The sequence below is a fragment of the Achromobacter sp. genome (genome assembly GCF_057314935.1).
Genome location: NZ_DBHKZA010000007.1, coordinates 52,217 through 75,523 on the forward strand (window position 1 = coordinate 52,217; position 23,307 = coordinate 75,523).

At 66.5% G+C, this 23,307-nt stretch carries 17 protein-coding genes and 1 riboswitch; of the genes, 5 read left to right on the forward strand and 12 right to left on the reverse strand.

Going from position 1 to position 23,307, the window contains the following annotated elements; genetic code table 11:
* Window positions 1-108 precede the first annotated feature (108 nt).
* The 8 genes from ACO6D5_RS04180 to ACO6D5_RS04215 all read right to left on the reverse strand — a co-directional run bounded on the left by ACO6D5_RS04180 (window position 109) and on the right by ACO6D5_RS04215 (window position 9,774).
* On the reverse strand, window positions 109-996 hold the full coding sequence (locus tag ACO6D5_RS04180; protein WP_485824681.1) for a DUF2242 domain-containing protein: 888 nt from the start codon (window positions 994-996) through the stop codon (window positions 109-111).
* A gap of 130 nt (window positions 997-1,126) precedes the next feature.
* Window positions 1,127-2,113: an oligopeptide/dipeptide ABC transporter ATP-binding protein gene (locus ACO6D5_RS04185; protein WP_315845048.1), complete on the reverse strand. Its 987-nt coding sequence runs from the start codon at window positions 2,111-2,113 to the stop codon at window positions 1,127-1,129.
* Entirely contained in the window at window positions 2,110-3,168 is a 1,059-nt protein-coding gene (locus ACO6D5_RS04190; protein WP_315845047.1) for an oligopeptide/dipeptide ABC transporter ATP-binding protein, read from the reverse strand. Before ACO6D5_RS04190 ends, ACO6D5_RS04185 begins: the two co-directional genes overlap by 4 nt.
* Entirely contained in the window at window positions 3,165-4,061 is an 897-nt protein-coding gene (locus tag ACO6D5_RS04195) for an ABC transporter permease (protein ID WP_485824682.1), read from the reverse strand. The genes ACO6D5_RS04190 and ACO6D5_RS04195 overlap by 4 nt, the downstream gene beginning before the upstream one ends.
* A gap of 4 nt (window positions 4,062-4,065) precedes the next feature.
* Complete coding sequence (locus ACO6D5_RS04200) at window positions 4,066-5,019, reverse strand: ABC transporter permease (protein ID WP_485824683.1); 954 nt, start codon at window positions 5,017-5,019, stop codon at window positions 4,066-4,068.
* Between the two features lie 62 nt (window positions 5,020-5,081).
* Complete coding sequence (locus ACO6D5_RS04205) at window positions 5,082-6,749, reverse strand: ABC transporter substrate-binding protein (RefSeq protein ID WP_485824684.1); 1,668 nt, start codon at window positions 6,747-6,749, stop codon at window positions 5,082-5,084.
* Between the two features lie 194 nt (window positions 6,750-6,943).
* On the reverse strand, window positions 6,944-8,218 hold the full coding sequence (locus ACO6D5_RS04210) for a Zn-dependent hydrolase (RefSeq protein ID WP_485824685.1): 1,275 nt from the start codon (window positions 8,216-8,218) through the stop codon (window positions 6,944-6,946).
* Between the two features lie 179 nt (window positions 8,219-8,397).
* On the reverse strand, window positions 8,398-9,774 hold the full coding sequence (locus ACO6D5_RS04215; RefSeq protein ID WP_485824686.1) for a spinster family MFS transporter: 1,377 nt from the start codon (window positions 9,772-9,774) through the stop codon (window positions 8,398-8,400).
* Between the two features lie 120 nt (window positions 9,775-9,894).
* Between ACO6D5_RS04215 and ACO6D5_RS04220 the strand changes: the two genes are divergently transcribed.
* The 3 genes from ACO6D5_RS04220 to ACO6D5_RS04230 all read left to right on the forward strand — a co-directional run bounded on the left by ACO6D5_RS04220 (window position 9,895) and on the right by ACO6D5_RS04230 (window position 13,084).
* Window positions 9,895-10,878 (forward strand): AraC-like ligand-binding domain-containing protein, encoded by a 984-nt coding sequence (locus tag ACO6D5_RS04220; RefSeq protein WP_485824687.1) that lies wholly within the window; start codon window positions 9,895-9,897, stop codon window positions 10,876-10,878.
* 104 nt (window positions 10,879-10,982) lie between these two features.
* A complete protein-coding gene (locus ACO6D5_RS04225; RefSeq protein WP_485824688.1) occupies window positions 10,983-12,080 on the forward strand; it encodes an NAD/NADP octopine/nopaline dehydrogenase family protein in 1,098 nt (365 codons plus the stop codon).
* A 2-nt stretch (window positions 12,081-12,082) separates the two neighbouring features.
* Entirely contained in the window at window positions 12,083-13,084 is a 1,002-nt protein-coding gene (locus ACO6D5_RS04230) for a 3-hydroxybutyryl-CoA dehydrogenase (protein ID WP_485824689.1), read from the forward strand.
* A 3-nt stretch (window positions 13,085-13,087) separates the two neighbouring features.
* Here the strand turns inward: ACO6D5_RS04230 and ampC are convergent, their stop codons facing one another.
* A complete protein-coding gene (ampC, locus tag ACO6D5_RS04235; RefSeq protein WP_485824706.1) occupies window positions 13,088-14,266 on the reverse strand; it encodes a class C beta-lactamase in 1,179 nt (392 codons plus the stop codon).
* A gap of 106 nt (window positions 14,267-14,372) precedes the next feature.
* Window positions 14,373-14,463: riboswitch (glycine riboswitch) on the forward strand.
* Between the two features lie 140 nt (window positions 14,464-14,603).
* Here ampC and ACO6D5_RS04240 point away from each other — a divergent pair.
* Entirely contained in the window at window positions 14,604-15,833 is a 1,230-nt protein-coding gene (locus ACO6D5_RS04240; protein WP_485824690.1) for a D-amino acid dehydrogenase, read from the forward strand.
* A 123-nt stretch (window positions 15,834-15,956) separates the two neighbouring features.
* Here the strand turns inward: ACO6D5_RS04240 and ACO6D5_RS04245 are convergent, their stop codons facing one another.
* A complete protein-coding gene (locus tag ACO6D5_RS04245; RefSeq protein WP_485824707.1) occupies window positions 15,957-19,982 on the reverse strand; it encodes an autotransporter family protein in 4,026 nt (1,341 codons plus the stop codon).
* Here ACO6D5_RS04245 and ACO6D5_RS04250 point away from each other — a divergent pair.
* Window positions 19,965-20,759 carry a hypothetical protein gene (locus ACO6D5_RS04250; protein WP_485824691.1) on the forward strand — a complete coding sequence of 265 codons (795 nt, stop codon included), beginning with the start codon at window positions 19,965-19,967 and terminating at the stop codon, window positions 20,757-20,759. The two genes, ACO6D5_RS04245 and ACO6D5_RS04250, sit on opposite strands and share 18 nt — an antisense overlap.
* Window positions 20,760-20,993: 234 nt before the next feature.
* Here the strand turns inward: ACO6D5_RS04250 and ACO6D5_RS04255 are convergent, their stop codons facing one another.
* Both ACO6D5_RS04255 and ACO6D5_RS04260 read right to left on the reverse strand, forming a co-directional pair.
* Window positions 20,994-22,379 carry a heavy metal sensor histidine kinase gene (locus tag ACO6D5_RS04255; RefSeq protein WP_315845036.1) on the reverse strand — a complete coding sequence of 462 codons (1,386 nt, stop codon included), beginning with the start codon at window positions 22,377-22,379 and terminating at the stop codon, window positions 20,994-20,996.
* 3 nt (window positions 22,380-22,382) lie between these two features.
* Window positions 22,383-23,087, reverse strand: coding sequence for a heavy metal response regulator transcription factor (locus ACO6D5_RS04260; RefSeq protein ID WP_315845035.1), 705 nt, complete (start codon window positions 23,085-23,087; stop codon window positions 22,383-22,385).
* Window positions 23,088-23,307 lie beyond the last annotated feature (220 nt).

Genomic DNA, 23,307 nt, shown 5'->3' on the forward strand with positions numbered 1-23,307 from the left:
GTAGTTGGTATGTCATGGCCGGCATTATCACCGCTTGCGTGCGGCCTGCAGCGCCGAAAGGCCGCGCCGGATTGCGCCAAGGCAAACCGGCGCGACACGCGGGCCGCCTTAGTTGCCGGACGCGGGCGCGGCCGGCGTTGCGGCGGGCGTTGCCGGGGCGGCAGAAGGCGTCGTGGCAGGGGCCGGCGCTTGCACGGCAGGGGTGGCCGCTGACGGGGTGGCGGGCGTGGCTGCGGGTGTGGTGGCCGGGGCGGTCGCGGGCGCGGCAGCACCCGCTTCCGAATTACCCGGCGCGGACGGCGCTGCCGCGTGATTCGGTTCCGCCGCAGGCGCCATCTTGTCGCCTGCCGCAGGGGTGCCGTTGGCGAGGGCCGGGTTCAGGGTGTCGGCAGGCGCGTCCGGGGCGACCACCGGATCCGCCGGCGCCGCCGGGGGCTTGCCCGGGTTGGCGCGCGCGCGGGCGGGCGGCGGCACATGCGGCGCGGCGGCGGCTTCGGCGTCCGGCAGGAAGCGCTGCAGCAGCTGGAAGAACCCTTCGTAGAACTTGGGCCGGGACACGGTCTGGCTGGCCGTCTTCACCAGGGAATCGTCGCTGGATCCGAAAGGCATCGACACCTGTCCCAGCACGCTCACGCCTACGCTGGCGGAACTGCTGGTGCGCTTGATGGAATAGCGGTCCTGCACGGCGTTGGCGAATACCGTGGCGCGCTGGTTGGCGCTGCCGTCCGAGGCGCAGTCGATATTGAAATTGATCTGGGTATGCAGCCCGTCTTCGCCCTGGAAATTCTTGTGCCCCGACACTCGCGAAGGATCGAACCGGTCGATGTTGTAGCCCTGGCTCAGCAAGGCGCGCCGGCCCGCGTCGCACGCGGTGGTGCTGGCGGTGGGGAACGTGCGGGAAAACACGTCGTTCTGGGTGAAATCCTCGCGTTCGTAGGCCGGTTTAGGGGAGGTGCATCCCGCCAACACGGCCGACAGGATGGCGAACAGAGGCAAAGCAACACGACGGGTAACGCAGGGCATAAGGGGTCCGGCTGGGAGCAACAGCAAGCATTATCGGCCAAGAATGAAAACCCAAATCAGGGACAGATTGCGGCGGTGATACGTTGAAACAAGTTTGGCCCGGCTATTGCGTCTCTTCCACTCGGATGCACCGTACCTCGTGCCCCGGCGCCACAGGCGCGATATTGGGCACCGCCGCCTGGCAGCGGGGCTGCGCCAAGCTGCAACGCGGCGCGAACGAACAGCCGGGCGGCAAGGCGGCCAAATCAGGCGGGGAGCCCGGAATGGTTTCAAGCCGTTGCCCTTTTCGCATCGCGCCGTGCGCCCTGCCCTTCAACAAGGCGAGCGTGTAGGGATGGCGCGGCGCGCGCAACAGGTCGGCGACGGTGCCTTGCTCGACGATCCGGCCGCCATACATGACGGCGACGCGGTCGGCGATCTCGGCGGCCGCGCCGATATCATGGGTCACGAAGACGATGGACAGGCCCAGTTCGCGCTGCAATTCGCGCAACAGCAGCAGGATCTGGATCTGGACGGTGGCGTCCAGCGCGGTCGTGGGCTCATCGGCCAGCAGCACCTTGGGATTGCACGACAAGGCCAGCGCGATCATGGCGCGTTGGCGCATGCCGCCGGACATCTCGTGCGGAAAGGCCTGCAGGCGGCGCTCCGGGCTGGGAATGCGTACCCGTTCGAACAACGACAAGGCCTGCGCACGCGCTTCGGCGGCGGTCTTGCCCGTATGCCGGCGCACCATCTCTTCAATTTGACGACCCACGGTGTAGACCGGATCCAGCGCCAGCAACGGCTCCTGGAACACCATGGACACCACCGGCCCGCGCATGGCCGCCAGTTCGCGCGGGCTCATCGCCAGCACGTCTCGCCCGTCCACGTGCATCTGGCCGCGGATGCGCGTGCGGCGCGGCGGATGCAGGCGCATCAGCGCGCGCAGCGTCACGCTTTTGCCCGAGCCCGATTCGCCGATCAGGGCCACGGCCTCGCCGCGCCCGACTTCCAGGTTCACGCCATTGAGCGCATGCACGGTCTTCGCGCCGGCCTGGAACGCGACTTCCAGGTTGCGGATACTGACAAGCGGTTGCGGGGCGGACGTCATGCCAACGCTCCTGAATCGGCGTAGCCGGAATCGGGTTGATAAATCAGGCAGCGCACGGCATGGCCGTCACCCTGCCGAGTCATGTCAGGCGCCTGCCGCGCACAGACCGCGCGCGCCTGGGCGCAACGCGTATGGAAGCGGCAACCCGAAGGCGGATCGATGGGGTTGGGCGGGTCGCCGGACAAGGGCGCGGATTCGGTGCGCTGACCTGGCTCCATCGACGGCATCGACCGCAGCAAGGCTTGCGTATACGGGTGGCGCGGCGCGTCGAACACCTGCTCCACCGGGCCAAGTTCGACGACTTCGCCCAGGTACATGACCATCACCCGGTCAGAGATGTACCGCACCACGTTCAGGTCGTGGCTGATGAACATGTACGTCAGCCCGAAATCGTCCTTAAGATCCAGCAGCAGGTTCAGCACCTGCGCCTCGACCGACTTGTCCAGCGCCGAGACCGCTTCATCCAGGATGACGAGGCGCGGATGGAGCGCCAGCGCCCGCGCGATGTTCACCCGCTGGCGCTGGCCGCCGGACAATTCATGCGGATAGCGGCCAGCGAAACGCTGCGGGTCCAGCCCCACTCGCCCCAGCAATCCGCGCGCCACCGCAATGGCCTCGTTCCTGGCCGTGCCGTGCACCAGCGGGCCGAAGGCGACCGAATCTTCGATGGTCATGCGCGGATTCAACGACGAATAGCTGTCCTGGAACACCATCTGCGTCTGGCGGCGGAATTCGCGCAGCGTCAGCGCGCGCGAACCGACCGCCATGCCGTCGAAGACCAGTTCGCCGCGGTCCTGGGCAATCAGCTGCATCACGAGCCGCGCGGTGGTGGACTTGCCGCAGCCCGACTCGCCCACCACGCCCAGGGTCTCGCCCTTCTTCACGTCGAAGTCGACGCCGTCCACCGCGCGCACGGCGTTGCCGCCCCGCTTGCGCGACAGCGGATCCCGCTTCAGCGGAAAGTGCTTCACCAGCCCGCGCACGCTCAGCAGCGGCTGGGCCGGGCCGCCCACATCGCCGTGGGCGGCGCGTGCGGTTTCGATCAACGCGCTCATTCCTTGACCTCCATGGCGGACCGCAGCCCGTCGGACAGCAGGTTGAATGACATGGACGTGATGAAGATCATCACGCCGGGCAACGCCGCCACCCAGGGCTGGGTATAGATGGCGGTACGCAGCGTGTTGAGCATCAGCCCCCACTCGGGTTCCGGCGGCCGCACGCCCAGGCCCAGGAACGACAGGCCGGAGGCCAGGATCATGGACACCGAGATCAGGCTCGTGGCATACACGAAGATCGGACCCAGCACGTTGGACAGCACGTGCGCCCGCACGATCGTGAACGGCGAGGCGCCCGACGCCCGCGCCGCGTCGACGTAGTCGCTGCGCCGCACCTGCGCCGTGACGCTTTCGGCCACGCGCACGACCTGCGGGATGAAGACGACGGTCAGCGACACGATGGCGTTGAAGATGCCCGCCCCCAGCGTGCCGGACAAGGCGATCGCCAGCAGCACGGACGGGAACGCATAGAACACGTCCACCACCCGCATGATCAGCGTGCTGGTCCAGCCGCCCGCGTAGCCCGCCAGGATGCCGATGGCGCTGCCCACCACGAAGGCCGCGATCACCGGGACGATGCCCATGAACAGCGACAGGCGCGCGCCCAGCATCAGACGCGACAGCATGTCGCGCCCCAGCTCGTCGGCGCCCAGCGGATAGCCTTCGGTGCCGATGGGCCGCAGGCGCTTGAGCATCGACGCCTGGAACGGATCGGCCGGCGAGATCCAGGGCGCCAGGATCGCCATGACGATCAGCGCCAGAATGACGGCGCCGGCGGCCAGCGCCACCGGATCGCGCCGCAGGCGGCGCAGCACGTTGGACCAGTAGCCGGGCGACCGCGCCACCGGCGCCACGGCCGGGGCGGCCGCCAGGCTTGCAACGGAATCGGTCATGCGATCAGCTCCTTTCGATACGCGGGTCGAACAGGCCTTGCAGGATGTCGACGGCCAGGTTCAAGACCACGAAGAACAGCGCCAGCACCAGGATCGTGCCCTGCAGCAGCGGCAGGTCGCGCTGGAAGATGGCGGCGTTGAGCAGAAAGCCCGTGCCCGGCCAGGAAAAGACGGTTTCGATCAGGATGGAGCCGCCCAGCAGGTAGCCCAGCTGCAGGCCCATCACGGCCAGCGCCGTGGGCGCACAGTTCTTGGCCACGTGCAGGAAGACGCCCAGGTCGGTCAGCCCGCGCGCGCGCAGCCCCACCACGAATTCCTGCGACAGCGTTTCGGCCACCAGCGCACGCACCGTGCGGGCGATGATGCCCATCGGGATCACCGACATGGTCACGGCGGGCAGGATCATGTGGCGGAAATGCGCCCAGTCGGCGGCCCATTCCCCTGAACCGCCCGGTCCCGCACCGGTAGGCGGCAGCCACATCAGTTGGGTCGAGAACACGATGACCAGCACCATCCCCAGCCAATAATGCGGCACGCTGACGCCGACGACGGACACGAAGGAGGCGACGCGGTCCATCGGCGAGTTGCGGTAATAGCCGCCCACGAAACCCAGGAACGCCCCCACGACGAAGCCCAGCATCGTCGCCAGGCAGGCCAGCCGCAAGGTATTGCCCACGGCGTTCAGCACTTCGGCGGCGACGGGGCGGCCGGTGGCGATCGAAGTGCCCAGATCCCCATGCAGCGCGCGCCACAGCCAGCCCGCGAACTGCTCGACGAGCGGGCGGTCGAAGCCGTAGAGCTGCATCAGTTGCCGTTGCAGGTCGGCGGACGCGTCGGGCGGCAGGATGGACACCAGCGGATCGCCGGGCGCCAGGTGGATCAACAGGAAACAGAGCAGCGCGACCCCCACCATGATGGGCAGGGCGTACACCACGCGCCGGAAAATGTAAGACAGCATAGGCGTCACCGGCTAATGCAGGCAGGACGCCGCGCCGGGCGGCACCCTGCCCGCGTTCAGGGTCAGTCCATCGACATCGTGGCGATATCGATGAACCAGCTCTTGGGCTGCACCACGCCCTTGACCTTCGGCGACATCGCCCGCGGGCCGACGTCGTGCGCAATCCAGACGAACGGCGCCTCCTCGACCACGCGCGCATGCAGCTTGGCCAGCGCGGCGTCGCGTTCCGCTGGCGTGAAGGTCGTGCGCGCATCCTTGATCAGGCCGTCGATCTCGGCGTTGCCGAAGTAGCCCCAGTTGTTCGACGTGGGCGGGAAGGTCTTGGTGCTGACGAAGCGCACGATCGCGAAGAACGGATCCATCGCCGCAAAGCTGACGTTGATGGCGTCGCTGCCGTTGGCCGACGGGTCCTTGGCGCCCTTGCGCCAGTTGGTGAACAGCGTGTTCCACTCCACCACGTCGAAGCTCACGTCGAAGTAGCAGTCTTTCAGGTTCTGCTGGACGAACTCGTTCATCGGCAGCGGCTGCATCTGGCCCGAGCCCGACGCCGAGGTCTGCACCTTGACCTTTACCGGCTTGGCCTTGGAATACCCCGCTTCAGCCATCAGCTTGCGGGCGGCGTCCGGGTCGTACCTGATGTCGAACTTGGGGTTGCCCCACCAGGGGTGCCCCGGCGGCACGGTGCCCTTGGGCTCGGCCATCATGCCTCCCAGCAGCTGCTTCAATTCGCCCCGGTTCACGCACAGGTTGGCGGCCTGGCGCACACGCTGGTCCAGCCACGGCGACCCTTCCTTGAACGACAACTGCCACGGCCACACATGCGGCTGTTCATTGGAATAGATGACAAAGCCGCGGGCCTTGATCGCTTCGAACGCATCGGGCGCCGGCGCCTCGATCCAATCAACCTGGCCGGACATCAGCGCCGCGGTGCGCGAGTTGGCTTCGGGCAGCGGCAGCATCACCACGCGGTCGATCTTCGGCCGGCGCTTCTCGTCCCAGTACCCGTCGTACTTCACGACTTCCAGCCTTTCCCGCGGCACGAACTTGGCCATCTTGAAGGGGCCCGTGCCTGCCGCATCGGCCGCAAACGCGGCCCAGGCCTTCTGGGAACGCTCGGCGGCGTCCGTCACCGACGCCGGAACCGCCGCCAGCTTCTTCTGCCATTGCGCAGGCGAAGCCATGTACAGGTTGGTCAGGTTGATCGGCAGGAACGAATCGGGCTCCGTGGTCGTCAACTCCACCGTCAGGTCATCGATTTTCCTGGCAGACGCGAGCGTCGGCATGCGCGAGGCCGTCACGCCCACCTGGCTCGCGTCGAACTGCGGCGCGGTCTTGTCGAGCACCTTGCCCACGTTCCATACCACCGCGTCCGCATTGAAATCCGACCCGTCATGAAACTTCACGCCCGGGCGCAGCTTGAACACCCATTTGGTCTTATCGGCGGCATCCACGTCCCAGGACAGGGCCAGACCGGGAATCAGCACACTGGGGCCATCCTGCTTGGACAGGTCCCACTGGGTCAGGCCGTCGTACATCGGAATACCGGTGAAGCGGTTGCCCTCGAACCCCTGGTCAGGCTGGCCCAGCGTGCGCGGGATGTCCCCCGCCGTCATGCCGATGCGCAGCACCTTTTCAGCGTGCGCCGTGACCGGCGAGAAGGCGGCGGCGCCCGCTGCCGCCAGCGCAAGCGCGGCGGCCAGGGATTGGATGCGGATACTCCGTGTCTGCATTGTGGTTCTCCAGAGTCACGTGCACAGAGTTAGTACACAGAATTTGTATAAGCAAGTTCTGTGCCATGTGCAGGGCATTGGAGCGCCCGGGGCAGGCCCCGGGAAATGCGGTCAGGAACGGCGCGGTCCCGTGGCCGGCGGCACCAGGGCAGCGCACCATGCGCCGCCGTGGTGCGGGCGTGCGCGTCAGCGGATCATGCCGCCACGCCGGCTTGCGCCAGCATGGCGCGCAGCAGGACATTGCATCCCGCCTCCAGGTGCTCGGGGCGCGCGTCCTCGATCTCGTTGTGGCTGATGCCATCCTTGCAGGGCACGAAGATCATCGCAGCGGGGGCCACGCGCGCCAGGTAGACAGCGTCGTGCCCGGCGCCGCTGACCACGTCCATGGCGGACATCGCCAAGGCCTTGGCGCCGTCGCGCACCGACTGCACCAGCGCGGGCGCGAAGGGCTGCGGCGGGAAGTACACCACTTGCTCCACCTGTGCGGCGACGCCCCGGGCCGTCGCCGCTGCATCCACGGCAGCGCGCAGCGCGGCGTCCATGGCGGCCAGCGTGGCGTCGTCGGCCGCGCGCAAGTCCACCGTCATGCGCACGCGGCCGGGAATCACGTTGCGGGAATTCGGAAACACATCCATCCAGCCCACGGTCCCGCGCGCGTCCGGCGCGTGCGCCAGCGCGATCTGGTTCACGGCCAGCACCAGGTCGGACGCCGCCAGCAAGGCGTCGCGGCGCAGCGGCATGGGCGTGGGCCCCGCGTGCGCTTCCACGCCCGTCAGCACCACGTCGTACCAGCGCTGGCCCAGCGCGGCCGTCACCACGCCGATCACGGTATCGGCGGCTTCCAGCACCGGGCCTTGCTCGATGTGCGCCTCGAAGTACGCGCCCACGCCGTCCGGCTGCGCCGGCGGCACGGCCGCGTCGCCGCCGTAGCCGATGTCGCTCAAGGCCTGGCGCACGCTGACGCCCTCACGGTCCTGCTGCGACAGCGCATGCTCCAGCGTGAAGGCGCCCGCGTACACGCCAGAGCCCATCATCACCGGCACGAAGCGCGAGCCCTCTTCATTGGTCCATACGGCCAGTTCCAGCGGCGCCTCGGTCTGCACCCCGGCCTCGTTGAGCGTGCGCAACACCTCCAGGCCGGCCAGCACGCCGTAATTGCCGTCGAATTTTCCGCCGGTGGGTTGGGTATCGATATGGCTGCCCGTCATGACTGCGGGCAGGCGGTTGTCGCGCCCCGGCCGGCGCGCAAAGATGTTGCCGATGGCGTCGACGCGCACCTCGCAGCCGGCGTCCATTGCCCAATTGACGAACAGGTCCCGGCCCTGGCGGTCCAGGTCGGTCAGCGCCAGCCGGCACACGCCGCCTTTCTCGGTGCCGCCGATACGGGCCAGGTCCATCAAGGATTGCCATAAGCGCGCGCCATCCACGCGCAGGTCGGCCAGGGTGGGGGTTGCGGAGGCAAGCGTCATGGGAGTTCCTGTTCAGGGGACGGCCGCGGCATGCGGCATCGGTACGGGCCATTCTTGACTGTGTACCAGCGCCCTGCAAATACACAATCGCATCACGCCGGCCTCACTGTACAGGCCGAGACCGGCCGCCTGTACAGGCCGCACGCGGCTCCAAACCTGGCCCCCGCTCCCGTCCCCGTTCAGGACACCGCCTGCGCGGGCCTCAGAGCCGCCTGCGTGGTGTCCTCCAACGCCAGGCTGCGCCGGTACCGTGCACACCCGGTTGCCAGCAGCACGATGCACAGCACCGTCGCGCCGCCGACGAGGATGGACAGCGACTGCCCCACCGCCGCCGGCTGCTTGAACAGGCGGTCGGTCAGCAAGGCGACCGCCGTGGTTCCCAGCCCCAGGCCGATCAGGTTCGAAATCAGCAGGAACAGGGCCGACACCTGGGCGCGGATCTGGTTGGGCGGCAAGATCTGCATGGCCGCCGTGGACGTGGGCATGGGGAACGATGCGAAGAACATCGCGGGCAGCAGCAGGCCCACCGACAGCCACAGGCTGTCCACCTGCGTGAAGGCCACCGCCGGCAAGGCCATGCCGACTGCCCCGATCACGCCGGCGCGCAAGGGCGCGTCGCTGTAGCCGCGCTTGGCCAGCCGGTCCATCAGCCAGCCGCCGCAGAACACGCCCGCCGTATTGGCCACCAGCACCACCACGCCCAGCATGTAGCCCACTTCCACCGGCGACATGCCGAACTTCCGTATGTAGAACGCGGGCGTCCAGCCCAGCAACGCGAACAGCACCATGGCGTAGAACGAAAAGCCCAGATAATGGCAGAAGAACGTGCCCCGGTGCCGGCCCAGGAAGCGGACGGTGTCGCGCAACGTAGGCTTTTGCGCCTGGCCGGCGGCATTGCGGCGCAGGCCAAGCCGCTGGGGATCGCGCACCGTCAACAGGATCAGCAACGCCACCAGCAGGCCGGGCAAGCCCACGATGAAGAACGTGACCTGCCAGGGCCGCATCGCGCCGATCCACGGCACCACCACCGTGTCCACGCTTTTCAGCAGGTCGATGACATAGCCGCCAATCAGAAAGGCCATACCGCCGCCGATGAACGACCCGATCGAATAGATGCCCACCGCACGCCCCAGCTTCTCACGCGGGAACATGTCGCTAAGCATGGAATAGGTGGCGGGCGACAAGGCGGCTTCGCCCACGCCCACGCCGATGCGCGCCAGGAACATCTGCGCGAAATTGCGCGACAGCCCACAGGCGGCCGTGGCCAGGCTCCAGAACGCCACCCCGATCGCGATGATCTTCGGCCGCGAATAGCGGTCGGCCAGCAAGGCGATCGGAATGCCCATGAAGGCGTAGAACAAGGAAAACGCCAGGCCGTGCAGCAGGCTGAATTGCGTGTCGGACAGCTGCAGATCGTGCTTGATCGGTTCGATCATCAGCGCCAGGATCTGTCTGTCGACGAAGGAAAATATGTACGCTAGCATGCATATCACGACGACGTACCACTCGTAGGCGTAGCTTCGTCTTGTCCCTTGCTGCCGGGTGGCGTCAGTCATGTTTTTCCCTTGGAGTGTGCCGGGATCGGGCTGCGTCCCGTTTGTCCATCTGTTGTAGGTCTTTGCGCAATCGGACTCTATACGCCGGACGCAACGACTGTTCCCACCGCGCAGGAAAGCATGTTCAACGACACCTATCCGCTGAACCGCCATTGCTTGCTGGACTCGGGCAACGCTACCGAGATCAAGGACCAGGTCAGCCAGCACCTGTGGTCGCACCGTATGTGCGTCGCCCAGGGGAAACCCTTGCAGTCACGGCTGTACGGCGTGTTCTTCGGCAGCGCCGCGCTGTTCGACCTGCACTACGGCGCCGAAGTCGAAATCGATGCCGGCGACATCGCCAGCTACTACCTGATCCGCATCACGCTGCAAGGCTCCGGCCTGGTCACGCTGGGCAAGCGCCGCGCCCTGATGCGCGAAGGCAGCCTCACGATCTCGTCCCCGTCGGAGCCCAGCGTCATCAGCATCGGGCGGGATTGCCGCAATCTGATCCTGCGCGTGGAACGGCAGGCGCTGGAATACCAGTTGCAACGTCTGCTGGACCGGCCGATCCGGCAGGCGCTGGTGTTCGACCTGGAAGTGGATCCGGATGCGCCGGGCCTGGCCGCCGTGCGCGAAACGCTGGACTACCTGTGCCGGCTGTACCAGCATCCCGCCATCGACGGCGTGACGCAGACTCTGGCGGCAGGCTTTTCCGACTATCTGCTGGCCCTGCTGCTGACCCAGCTGCCCCACAACTACTCGGACCTGCTGCGCGTCGATCGCCGGCAGCCCTTGCCCCAGCACGTGCGCCGGGCGCGCGAATACATCGAAACCCACGTCGACGAAACCATCTCGCTGGCGGATCTGGCGGCTCACTGTGGCGTGTCGATCCGCACGCTGCAGAACGGCTTCACGCAATTCCTCAAACAAAGCCCCAGCGACTACGTACGCAACCAGCGCCTGGCGCTGGTGCATGCGGCGCTTGAATCCGCGCGCACGGGCGACAGCGTGACCGACATCCTGCTGCGTCACGGCGTGACGAGCTTCGGCCATTTCGCCACGCACTACCGCAAGCGCTACGGCTGCCTGCCGTCGGACACCTTGCGGCAGCATCGCGGATAAGCGCGGCCCATTCCCTTGCCGGATCGGAATGGCGCTTGCGCGTTTTGCGCAGCCCGCGCCGCGCGCCGCCGCTAGGATCAAGCCTCTATCGAAGGAGCTTGATCATGCGAATCAGCGTAATTGGCGGCGGCCACGGCTGCTATGCAGCGGCGGCCGAACTGGCGGAAAATGGGCATGACGTGCGCTGGTGGCGTCGCGACAGCAGCGCGTTCCAGGGCTTGCGGGACGCGGGTGCGCTGACGGTCACCGACTACCGCGGCACACGCCAGGTCCCGGTGGGCGCGGGCCCCGGCCATCTGCAACTGGCAGAGGCCCTGGACGACGCGGTAGCCCATGCGCAACTGCTGGTCATCCCGCTGCCCGCCACGACGCACGACGCGCTGGCGCCAGCGCTTGGCCCGCTGTTGCGAGACGGGCAGGTCGTGTTCCTGCCGCCGGGCACGTTCGGCAGCTACCTCTTCGCCCACGCCCAGAAAGTTGCGGGCAACCCCGCCCGCGTCGCCTATGCGGAAACCGGCACCCTGCCCTACCTGGCCCGCAAGCACGGCAACAAGGTGGTGATCAGCGGCTACGCCACGCGCCTGCCTACCGGCGTGTTTCCCAGCCGCCTGTCCGCTGAAGCCCTTGCGCTGCTGCGGCAGGCTTACCCCGCCATCGAACCCATCGAAGACGGCCTGTCCGGCGCGCTGATGAATGCCGGCCCCGTCATCCACCCGCCCCTCATCATGATGAACGCCGGCCCGCTGGAACACTTCGACAAGTGGGACATCCACAACGAAGGCACGCAGGCCTCGATCCGCCGCGTGACTGACGCGCTGGACGCCGAACGCATCGCCATCCGCGAAGCGTTGGGCTATGCCGCGCCGCACTTTCCGCTGGCCGACCACTACGCCTCCGAAGGCGACGAATGGATGTACGGCCGCGGCGCCCACGGCAAACTGACCGACAGCGGCGACTGGCGCGAAACCATCGACCTGCACTCCCACCGCTATATGCTCGAAGACACGCGGCTGGGCCTGTCTTTCCTGGTGTCGGCGGGCCGTTGGGCAGATGTCCCCACCCCGGTGGCGCAAGGCTTGCTGAGCGTCGCCAGCGCCATCACCGGACGCGATCTGTACGCCGAAGGCCGCACCCTGGAAGGCCTGGGACTGGACGCCCTGTCGCGCCGCGGCATGGCCGAATTGCTGGCGCAAGGATGCTGACCATGGCCGACAGAATCTGCGTGATCGGCGCCGGCCGCATGGGCGAAGGCATCACCCTGTCCTACCTGCTGGCCGGCCGGGACGTGACGCTGATCGACATCAAACCTAGGCCGCTGGCGGAGCAAGCCGCGCACGATGCGCGCGTGCTGGCCAACCTGCGCCGCGAACTCGCCACGTTCCGCCAGCTGGGCCTGCTGGACGGCGGCCAGGCAGACGCTGCCATCGGCAGGGTGCGCCTGTGCGGGCGCGACGGCGCCGTGGCCGACCTGCGAGGCGCGCGCATCGTGTTCGAAGCCGTGCCGGAACGGCTGGACGCCAAGCGCGACGCCTTCCAGTGGCTGGGCCAGGCCTGCGCGCCGGACAGCGTGATCGCGTCCACGACGTCCACCTTCCTCGTCACCGAACTGGCCGAACTGGTGCCGCACCCCGAGCGCTTCCTGAATGCGCATTGGTTGAATCCCGCCGCCCTGATTCCGCTGGTGGAAGTCAGCCGCGGGCCGCAGACCCGCGACGCCGCGGCCCAGGAGCTGCTGGAGGCGTTGCGCCAGGCCGGCAAGGTGCCGGTGCAGTGCGCGCCGGCCGCGGGCTACATCGTGCCGCGCATCCAGGCACTCGCCATGAACGAGGCCGCGCGCATGGTGGAGGAAGGCGTCGCCAGCGCCGAAGACATCGATACCGCCGTACGGCTGGGCTTCGGCCTGCGCTTTTCGGTGCTGGGCCTGCTGGAATTCATCGATTGGGGCGGCGGCGACATCCTTTACTACGCGTCGCGCTACCTGTCCGAAGCCATCGGCCCCCGCTTCTCCTCGCCCGAGGTCATCGCCCGCAACATGGAGGAAGGCCGCAACGGCCTGCGCGACGGCCAGGGCTTTTACGACTACGCCGGCATGGACGTGGACGCCTACAAACTGGAGCGCCTGGCGCAGCTGTGCCAGCGATTGCAAATCATGGGGCTGCTGCCGCGCGCGGGCGGCGCCCATGCCGCGCCTGCGCACCGCAACTGACGCTCAGGGGGCGAGCGCCTCCCATATCCGGTAGGCCAGCCGCACACGGGCCTCGTTCGGGTAGTTCTTGTTGGCCAGGATGACGATGCCCGCCTTCCTGGCCGGCACGAACGCCACATAGGCCCCGAAGCCGTTGGTCGATCCCGTCTTGTTGATCCACACGGCATCCTGCGGCGCAAGCGGCGGATTCAGTGCGGCTGCCGGGTGGCTCTGGCTGTTGAGCGTGCCCGCGTTGGCCGTCAGCAGCGCGTCCAGCGCCACGGGATAGGCCAGTTGTTCCCACGCCAGGTCCTGCGTCATGTCCCCGATCCGGTAATAGCCCACATGGGTGCGCGCGACGGCGCGCTGGATGGCCGCGTCGCCCGTTGTATCCATGTTGGCCTCGACAAAACGCAAGAGGTCGCGCGCGCTGGTCTTCACGCCATAGGCCTCCGCCGCCAGCACGCCGGGATTCACGCGGACCGGCGCATCCTGCTTGTTGTAGCCCTGCGCGTAGTCCGCCATCGCGGCGGCGGGCACGTCGATGTACGTGTGCGTCAGCCCCAGCTTGGGAAACAGCGTTTTTTCCATCGCCTTCGTGAACGGCTCGCCCAGGCTCTTGGCGGCCACCACGCCCAGCATGCCGATGCTGGGATTGGCGTAGGTGCGGTACGTGCCTGCCGGGTATTTCGGCGTCCAGGCCTTCAGGTAGTCCATCAGCTGCGCGTCGTTACGCACGGCGTCGGGCACCTGCAGCGGAAACCCCCCGCCGGTATGCGTGCCCAGATGGACGAGCGTCAGCTTCGCGAAATCGGACCCCTGCAATTCGGGCAGGAAGCGTGCGGGGCTGTCGTTCAACGACAGCTTGCCCAGCACTTCGGCATAGGCCGCCAAGGTCGCGGTGTAGGTCTTGCTGATCGAGCCCACCTCGAACAGGGTGTCGCGGCTGACTTTGGCCTGGGTCTGCCGCGAGGCCACGCCATAGCTGTAGAACTGCTGCCGACCTTCCCGGGTAATGGCGATCGCCATGCCGGGCACGCCGTATTCCCGCATCACGGCCTGCGCGGCTTCGTCGATGCTACGGCTGGCCTCGGTCGGTTCCACGGCAGGCGTCGGCGCGGCAAACGCCTGCGGAGCGCCTGCGCCCAGCGCCAAAACCGCCAGCCCCGACAAGGCAATATGCCGGGCCCGTTCAACATGCATCCTCATGGTCCTATTCCTTCAATTCCGGCCGGTGTCGATCGCCCGACATAGTACTTACCCTGAATCCCATCCGACAAGAACTTGGCTATTCTCTATCCCGTCGATTCAAAACCGCGCAGAAGAGACTGGCCCTTGCGGCCGGCGCCGACGGAGCAACCGCCCCGGAAACTCTCAGGCAACAGGACTGCGCGCGTCTAGACAATCTGGAGAGAGGCGCCGTGCGCGCCCACCGAAGGGGATCCCGCCGCCGTCAGCGCAGCGGGTGAAGCTCTCAGGTACCAAGACAGATGGGGTGCGGCGGCCAGTTCGGGCCGCGGCCACCCAATCTGGAGACATCATGCCCCGCATCGCCATCATTGGCGCCGGTATCACCGGCGTCACGTCCGCCTACGCCTTGTCCAAGCTGGGATACCAGGTCACCGTCTACGACCGCCAGCGCTATCCCGCCATGGAAACGTCCTACGCCAACGGCGGCCAGCTGTCGGCCAGCAACGCCGAGGTCTGGAACAGCACCGCTACCGTTCTGAAGGGCCTGCGCTGGATGTGGCGCAAGAACGCGCCGCTATTGCTGAACCCCAAGTTCAGCTGGCACAAGTATTCGTGGCTGGCGCAGTTCATGGCGCAGATCCCGAACTACCGCGAAAACACCATCGCCACCACGCGGCTCGCGATCCAAGCGCGCCAGCACCTGTTCGACATGGCCGAGGCCGAGGGCATCGACTTCGACCTGGAACGCCGGGGCATCCTGCATATCTATCACGACGCGGCGAGCTTCGACGCCGCCCGCCGTTCGAATGCGCTGCTGCAGGCAGGCGGCCTGGAGCGCTTTGCCGTGTCGGGCAGCGAAGCCCGCAACATCGAACCCACGCTGCAGACGGATTGCTACGGCGGCTTCTACACGCCGTCGGACGCCACTGGCGACATCCACAAATTCACCAGCGGCCTGGCGCGGGCCTGCGAACGCCTTGGCGTCACGTTCGTGCAGGACGCCGACATCGAGCAGATCAGCCGCGACGGCCGTCCCTATGCGATGGACGTCCTGCGCGAAGGCGGCACGGTGCGCGAGCAGCACGAAACCGATGCCATCGTCATCTGCGCAGGCGCGGTCAGCCGCAAGTTCGCGCGGCAGATGGGCGACTCGCTCAACATCTATCCCGTCAAGGGCTATTCCATCAGCGTGCACCTGGACGATGCGCAAAGCCAGGCGGCCGCGCCCAGCGTCAGCCTGCTGGACGAAGCCGCCAAGATCGTCACCAGCCGGCTGGGCGACCGCTTCCGCGTGGCGGGCACGGCGGAGTTCAACGGCTTCAACATGGACATCCGCGCCGAACGCGTGCAGCCGCTGTTCGATTGGACGCGCAAGCACTTCCCCGGCATCCGGACGTCGCGCGTGGTGCCCTGGTGCGGCCTGCGCCCCATGACGCCCAACATGATGCCGCGTGTCGGTCCCGGCAAGCGCCCTGGCGTGTTCTACAACACGGGGCACGGCCACCTGGGATGGACCCTGTCGGCGGCCACGGCGCAGATGCTGGCGGCAAGCGTCGGGAAGACGCTGCCGACGGTCTGAAGCGGCACTTGAAACGGCAGACGCCGCCCGCAGGCGGCGTCTGGTCTTGCGCCGAGCCATGCCGCAAAAGCCTCTCGGCCCCCACGGCGCCCCGGCCTCAGTGACGGTCTTGCTTACGCACGCTCAGTACCGCCACGTTACACCCACGGTACCCGCATTCTCGCGATTGCCGCCGCCGAACTGGCCGCTATAGCTGATGCCGATCGTGGCAGAACGCGACACCGCGATATCCACGCCCAGTTCGGTGAATGCCGCGTCACGCGCCAGCGGTGCGCCCGAGACCGTGAACGGCTGGCTGCCGTTGAAGGCCAGTCGCGTTTGCGATTCGACGTCGCCGAACGCATGGCGCCAACCGGCGGCGGCACGCAGCACGCCTTCCGTCTTGCCGGCGGTAAACGCCGTCTTGCCGCGCAGGCCCAGCGTGGTCGTGGTCAGCGAATTGCGGTTGCTTTCCCCGCTCAACGCCGCCACGCCGCCCGATTCCTGGAAGCCGCGGGTACGCGTGTCGGACCACGCCACACCCGCGAAGGGCTCCAGCTGCGTCCGCTCGGCCACCGGCCACGCATAGCCCAGTTCGGTAAAGAGCTGGCCGGTGCTGGCGCCATAGTCGGCGGTCAGCTTGTCTTGCTGACCTGCGACCGCGACGTTGCGCGTCGTGGAAATGTCGTGCCAGGTGTAGCCCGCGCCAACCAGCAGATTGATCTTGCCCGGCCCGGCCTGGAACGCCTTACCGCCATAGACCGTCGCGCTGTAGCTATCGACGTCCGCCTTGGACGAATTCGCGTCGACCCGGATGCGGCTGTCGGTGTAACCCAACGCGCCGCCCAGGCGCCAACCGCCGCCCACCGCGTGGTCAGCGCCGACGAACACGCCGCCGGTACGCTGATCCACGCGCGAGGCGTTGCCGTTGCCATCCAGCGTCTGCCAGGTGCCGACAAGCTCGGCCCAGGCGGGTTGCGCCGCCGACCCCGGCAGTGCCGATGCGGGCGACGTGCCGGCTGCCTGCGCGGTGGTGGCGCCCGGCGCAAGGCCCGCATCCAGATTGGCGCGCAAGCTCTTGAACGGCAAGTTCCGCGACAGTCCGCTCAGATTGTTCAGGCTGGACGTCACGCTGGCATGCGTTTCACCGGACAGGCTGTCGAACACCCCGGCGGGTACGCCTTCCGGCAGGGTCAGCACGTACTGATACAGCGGGTTCGCACCGGACAGGCTGTCCAGCGCATTCGCGGTGGCGCGCTGGTTCGACGTGCTTGCGGCGTCGGCGAAACGCACCGGACGAGTGCCCGGCGTGGACGGCGTGGACGGGTCCACCGGCACGCGCTTGCGGTCCAGACGCAGCGTTACGGCCTGGGCGTCGTAGCCCAGGTTCGCGTCCAGATACGCGAACTCGGACGATGCGGAAGAGAATGCCCCGTTGATCCGGTTGGCGGTCAGGATGGTATAGCTGCGCTCGCCCGCCAGATTGCCGTCCGGGCCGACGTGCACCACCGAACCGCCCAGGTTGGCGGTGCCGCTGACGGCGATGCGGTCGCTGTTATTGGACTGCGGATCTGCCTCGACCCGGTACACCGAACCGGCTTCCAGCGTCAGGTCGCCGGCCACATGCAACGTGCCGATGGAGTTCCCCGGCGCGATGACGCCGCCCGCCTGCACGGTGGTGCCGCCCACGGTGCCCGTTCCTTGCAGCACGGCGTCGCGGGCCACCGTCACCTGGCCGCCCAGCTTGCCCTGCCCATTGATGCCGACCGACAAGATGCCTTGATCGATGCGGGTGGTTCCGGCGAAAGCCGCGCTGTCGCCGGTCAACGCCAGCATGCCTGCGCCGGTCTTGGACAAGCCGCCCGTTCCGGACAAGACGCCCGAATAGGTACTCGATTGCGGGGCGTCCAGATGCAACGCTCCGGCCGCTCCCACGTCCACATTGCCGGACAGGGCGCCGCCCGAGGCGGCCAGCGTACCGGCCGTCACGCGCCAGTTCTGTACGCTGCGGCCCGACAAGGTCAGGACACCTGCGCCAGTCTTGGTGGCTTCGCCCGAGCCCGAGATGTCGCCGCCAAACGTTCCGCTAGAGGCCTGATCGAACACGACGAAACCGTTGTTCTGCAAATTGCCGCGGATCGAATCCGTATTGCCCACCAGCGTACCCGCTTCAACGCGCGTGTTGCCGTAGGCGTTGGTGCCCGTCAGCACCAGCGTGCCGGCACCCAGCTTGACCAGATCGCCCGCACCCGACAGCGCCTGCCCCACCGTGAAGCGATTGCTGGCAGACGCGATATCGAATGCCCCGCCCTGCGCGCTCCACTGCAGATTGCGCGCTGTCTGCGAGAAGCTCTGGCCCGTTACGCGCAGCGTGCCGCCGTTGAACATCAAGTCGCTTGCGCCATCGCCCAGGCTGGCGTCCTGCGACACACTGAGCACGCCTTCGGACAGTCGGGTGCCGCCGGTGTGGCCGTTCACGCCGTCCAGCACCAAGGTGCCGCCGCCCGTTTTGTCCAACACGCTGGCGCCCTGAATCGGCGCGCCGACCGTGGCGGTCACGCCGGCCAGCACGCGCAGTTCACTACCGTCACCCGCCATCTGCAAGGCCCCGCCTGTGCCGGCAAGAGGCCCGATCTGCCAGCCGTCGGACACGAACTGCAAGCCCTTGAATGTCTGAATGCCGGAGACCGAGACCAGACCGGCGGCGCCTTTGAACACAGCATGCTGCTGGCCCCAGGCACCCGACCAGCCCGGCTGGCCATCCGCCTCCCACTGCAGGCCACCTGCCCCCCACGTTCCTGAGCCACCGGTCCAGACCAGCAAAGCATCAGGCGTCGTGGCGGGAGCCACGCGCAGGTCGACGAAGCCGGCACGCGTGGTATCGATCAAGAACTGGTCCCGCGTGTGGTCTGCCGGGATCGTGTCCAGCGTCAGCCCATTCCCGCTCAACGTGCCGCCGTAGGTGAATAAGCGGTAGTAGCCGATGGTCGGCTGCGCATTGTCGCGAATCTGCAGCTTGGCGTTCAGGTCCAGGTTGCCGACAACCCGGGTGGAACCGGTCGTGCCGGCGTTGGCCGCGTCGGGCCCGGGATCGCCCAGGTAATAGCGGAACGTGGAACCGTCCTTGAGAGACAGGTCGCCGTTGATCCGCAAACGGGAATAACCTGAGCTGACCAGCATGCCGCCGGCCAGGATGTCCGTCGTCCCGACTCGGCCCGTGCCCTGCAAGCGTCCGCCGGCGTTGATGGTAACGGTGCCGCCCAGCCAACCATTCGCCAGATAGAGTTCTCCCCCGTCGATGATGGTGGAGCCGGAAAATCCAGAGCTGTCGCCCGAGTAATGGAATCGTGCCGCGCCGGTCTTGCGGATCGTCCCCTGTCCTGTAAACCGTTCGCCGGAAGGAAAGATCTCGGCGTTGTCAAAGACCACTTGCGCGCCCTGCGCAATATTGATGTTTCCCGGGGGGATCATCGATGAGCCCGGCGCGTTCACATACCGGATCGTGCCGCTCTGGATGTCCACCAGCGCATTGAATCCGCCCGTAGGGCCCGTGACGGTCATCGTGCCGGCGCCCTTTTTGATAAGGGTCGACTCCGAATACGACATGTTGTTGGCCACGGAGAAATCGTCGCCACGGTTGAAGATCAGCGTGCTCCCCGCAGCGGTGGCCAAATATCCCGTTCCCAGGCTTCCCGTCGAGCCGCCGGTTCCGATTTCCAGCGTACCGCCGCTAGTGATCTCTGTCCCGCCGCTGTAGGTGTTGTCTCCCGAAAGCGTCAACCAGCCCGGACTGCTGTGAAATACGGCGCCGTTCCCCGAGATGCCATTGGCAATAAGCGTGCGGCCGGCCCGTTGATTGCTGAGCCTGCCGTCATTCAAGACCGCGCCGGTCCCCAGCGTGCTCGACGAGTCCGCCGGCGCACCGGCGTCGGCAAGAATGATCTGCGAGGTGTGGTCGATCTTCGTGGTGCCGGTATAGGTGTTCGTTCCGGTCAGCGCGACCAGCGAATTCACGGTCGCATCCACATTGCCGGACCCCGAAATGTCCCCCGAGACACCGCCCGCGAACCACTTGAACACGAGCGAGCCGTTATTGAGGATGCTCTTGCCAGCGGTGCCATAGCTTCCGGTTCCGCCAGCCAGCAGAGTGCCTTGCGCCACCTCGATCACACCGCTCAAGCCTTGGTCGTGATGATATTCAAACGTGCCCGAGGAGACTTTCTTGAACTTTGCCCCACCGAGTATCGCACCGGAGAAGTTGCCCTGTTCCACAACCAGCGCTTCCGGCGAACCGAAACCGGCATTGACGGTGCCATTGCCTTGCAGATTCTTGATGTGCGCGGTGCCGCCTTGAAAGTCCAGCGTGCCGCCTTGGTGGACGTAGGTCGAAGCAACTTGGCGGGTAAGCCCGCTCAGTGCGTCGCTTCCTGCCGCATTTCTAAGCGTGCCACCCATTACCGTGAATCCGCCTTCCGCGCCGACCGTAATCGGGCCTCCGTCCGTCAACTGGATAACACCCAGGCTACCAATTTCGCCGAAATGCGCAATGCCTCGCAAATCCACGCCGCCGCCGATCGTCAATGTGGAAAATTGGTTTACCATCACGACGCTGCCTGTATTCTCCTCGAATACCAGTTTTTGCAGCGGGGAAAGGGCGGCATCCATATGCGCCACCAATGTGCCGCCCGCCATGTGAACCGGCGCGTTGTCCAAGGGAGTGAATGGCAGCTCGTGTATATCTCCGACGCCAATCACCGTCCCATGCGCCATCGCCGAGCTCAGCAACATCGCACCGCCGATCGCCCATGCCGGGACGAAACTTCGGGAAATCGCAACCGCCAGCGGGCGGCGCGTCATTACCCCGGTAAATTCACTTCTGGTCGTAGCGCCATATTGCGTGGCGTAATGCGGTGCTTTCTTGTTTCTCGTTTTCATACCGGATTTTGAATCTGACTGTTATTAACCCAGGCGTATGCCTGATGCGGCTTTCATTCAAATCACGCAAGCCGCGCGATAATAACCTACAAATTCTTACATCGAATCTCAAACCGATACGTTCACCTGACGCGCAGCCGACATCCCGCCGCACACGAATCAGGCGGTAAATGCCCGCGCGCGCGAAGCGATCCCGTAGTGGTGAATATCCAGTCGCTGTCCGGCGGCCCTGCCCCGGACTGGCGCTTATTGCGCGCCCGGCGCTGGCCGGCAAGCCATGGTGAACCCGAACGTGTTGACCCCGTTTTCGCTGCGCACGAACACGTCGCCCTGGTGGATCGACGCGATGGCCTTCACGATGGACAGGCCCAGGCCGTGGTGCTTGTCGCTTTGCGTGCGGGCGGACTCCACCCGGAAGAAGCGTTCAAACAGGCGCGGCAACGATTGGGCGTCGATGGGGTCGCCCACATTGGAGACGCACACCTGCGCCATGCCGGTCTGCTCTTGCATCGCGACCGCGACGTCGGTTCCCGGCTTGGCGTAGAACGCCGCGTTTTCCAGCAGGTTCGCCAGCGCCCGGTGAAACAGCCTGCGGTCAATCAGCGCGCGCGCATCGCCGTTGAGCGTCACGGTCAGATCCTTGTCCCCGAACAGCGGTTCGACATATTCCGTGGTCTTGGCCGCCTCTTCGCGCAACGACACGTCGCTCAGGTCCATCGCCATCCGGCCGACCTGCGCGTGCGACAGAAACAGCATGTCGTTGATGATCGACGTCATCCGCTCAAGCTCCTCCAGGTTGGACTGGAGCAGCTCCTTGAACTCGTGCACGTCCTTGCCCACCGCCAGGCCCAGCTGGGTCTGCCCCACCAGGTTGGTCAGCGGCGTGCGCAGTTCGTGGGCCACATCGGCGTTGAAGCTCTCAAGCTGGCGCCACGCCACTTCTTGCCGCTCCAGCACGCCGTTGAACGACACGGCCATGTCCTTGATTTCCGCGGGCAGATGCCGGGTGCGCAAACGCTGGCCGGAGTTTCCCGGCGCCAGGCCGTGAGCCTGCGCGCTCAGGCGCCTGACCGGAAACAGGCCCAGGCGGGCGATGAAATAGCCCAACAGCGCGACCAGCAAGGTGCCGGCGATCGACATGCCGACCAGCGTGCTGGTGAAGTCGCCCAACGTCTTCATGTAGGGCGTGGAATCCAGCGCGACAATGAAACGGACCTCGGGACGGCTGCCGAAAGGCGCCAGCGTCGTGATGAAGACATTCAGCGGACAACAGCCGCGCTCAAGCGGCAGCGTCGAATAGCCGTCCGGCACGGCCCGCCAATCGACGCCCTGCGGCGCGTCCACGCCGTAACGGTAAAAAGGGTCGTCGCTGGCCACCCAGTGCTGCGCGTCGGGACCGTCGTCCGGCGCCAGCGCGTTGAGCTTGTTGATCGCTTTCGCCCAGGATTCCTTGGAATCGCGCGACATCAGCAACGGATCCAGCAGCGAGTGCCGCAATTCCAGCTCGTTGCGCATCTGCTGCTGCAACGACGCCTTCAGCGACCCGTGCAGCAGCACCGCGCAGACCGATACGATCAGCGCCACGGACAAGCCGAACATCAACGCCAGGCGCGTTGAGATGGACGCTCTCATCGTTCAGTCGACCGGTTGCGCCGCGCCGGGCAGGTCGCGGCTTTCCAGCAGATAGCCCATGCCCCGCACCGTATGCAGCAGCTTGTTGTCGTAAGGCGCGTCGACCTTGACCCGCAACCGCCGCATGGCCACCTCCACCACATTGGCGTCACTGTCGAAATTCATGTCCCAGACCTGTTCCGCGATCATCAGCTTGGACAGGATCTCGCCTTCATGCCGGGCCAGCAGGCTGAGCAGCGCGAACTCCTTGGCCGTCAGGTCCAGCCGCTGGCCGCCGCGCATCGCCCGGCGCGCCATCATGTCGACCTGCAGGTCGGCGACTTGAAGCAAGGTGGATTCGCCGCCCGCTCCCGCGCCCCGGCGCAGCAGCGCCTGGATGCGTGCGACCAGTTCGGTGAACGAGAAAGGCTTGGGGAGATAGTCGTCGGCGCCCTTGCGCAGCCCTTTGACGCGCTCGTCGACCGAGCCCCGCGCCGACAGCATGAGCACGGGCGTCTTCTTGCGCGCGCGCAGCAGCTCCAGGACGGTGTAGCCATCGTGGCCAGGGAGCATGACGTCCAGGATGATGCCGTCGTAGTCCTGCTCGAGCGCCAGGAACAGGCCCTCGGTGCCGTCGTCGGCCACATCCACGGTGTAGCCCAGGCCGGTCAGGCCCCGTTTGATATACGAGGCCGTCTTGGCCTCGTCTTCCAGAAGTAACAGGCGCATTTTCTCCGAGGGCCTTCTCAGTAGGTCTTGATTGGACGCGGCCGCCACCGGGTTTCTCCGCCGGCACGCACCCCTGCGCCAGCGACAACGGCGCACCGTCACTCTAGCCTGGCAACCCCGTCAAGAACATGACCCGAACCTGACGCAATTGTCAGCAAGGGTTTTGTCAGTTTTGTGACGCCCTCGCGTCAGCAACGGGTCACGCTAGGGTAAGTCGCAC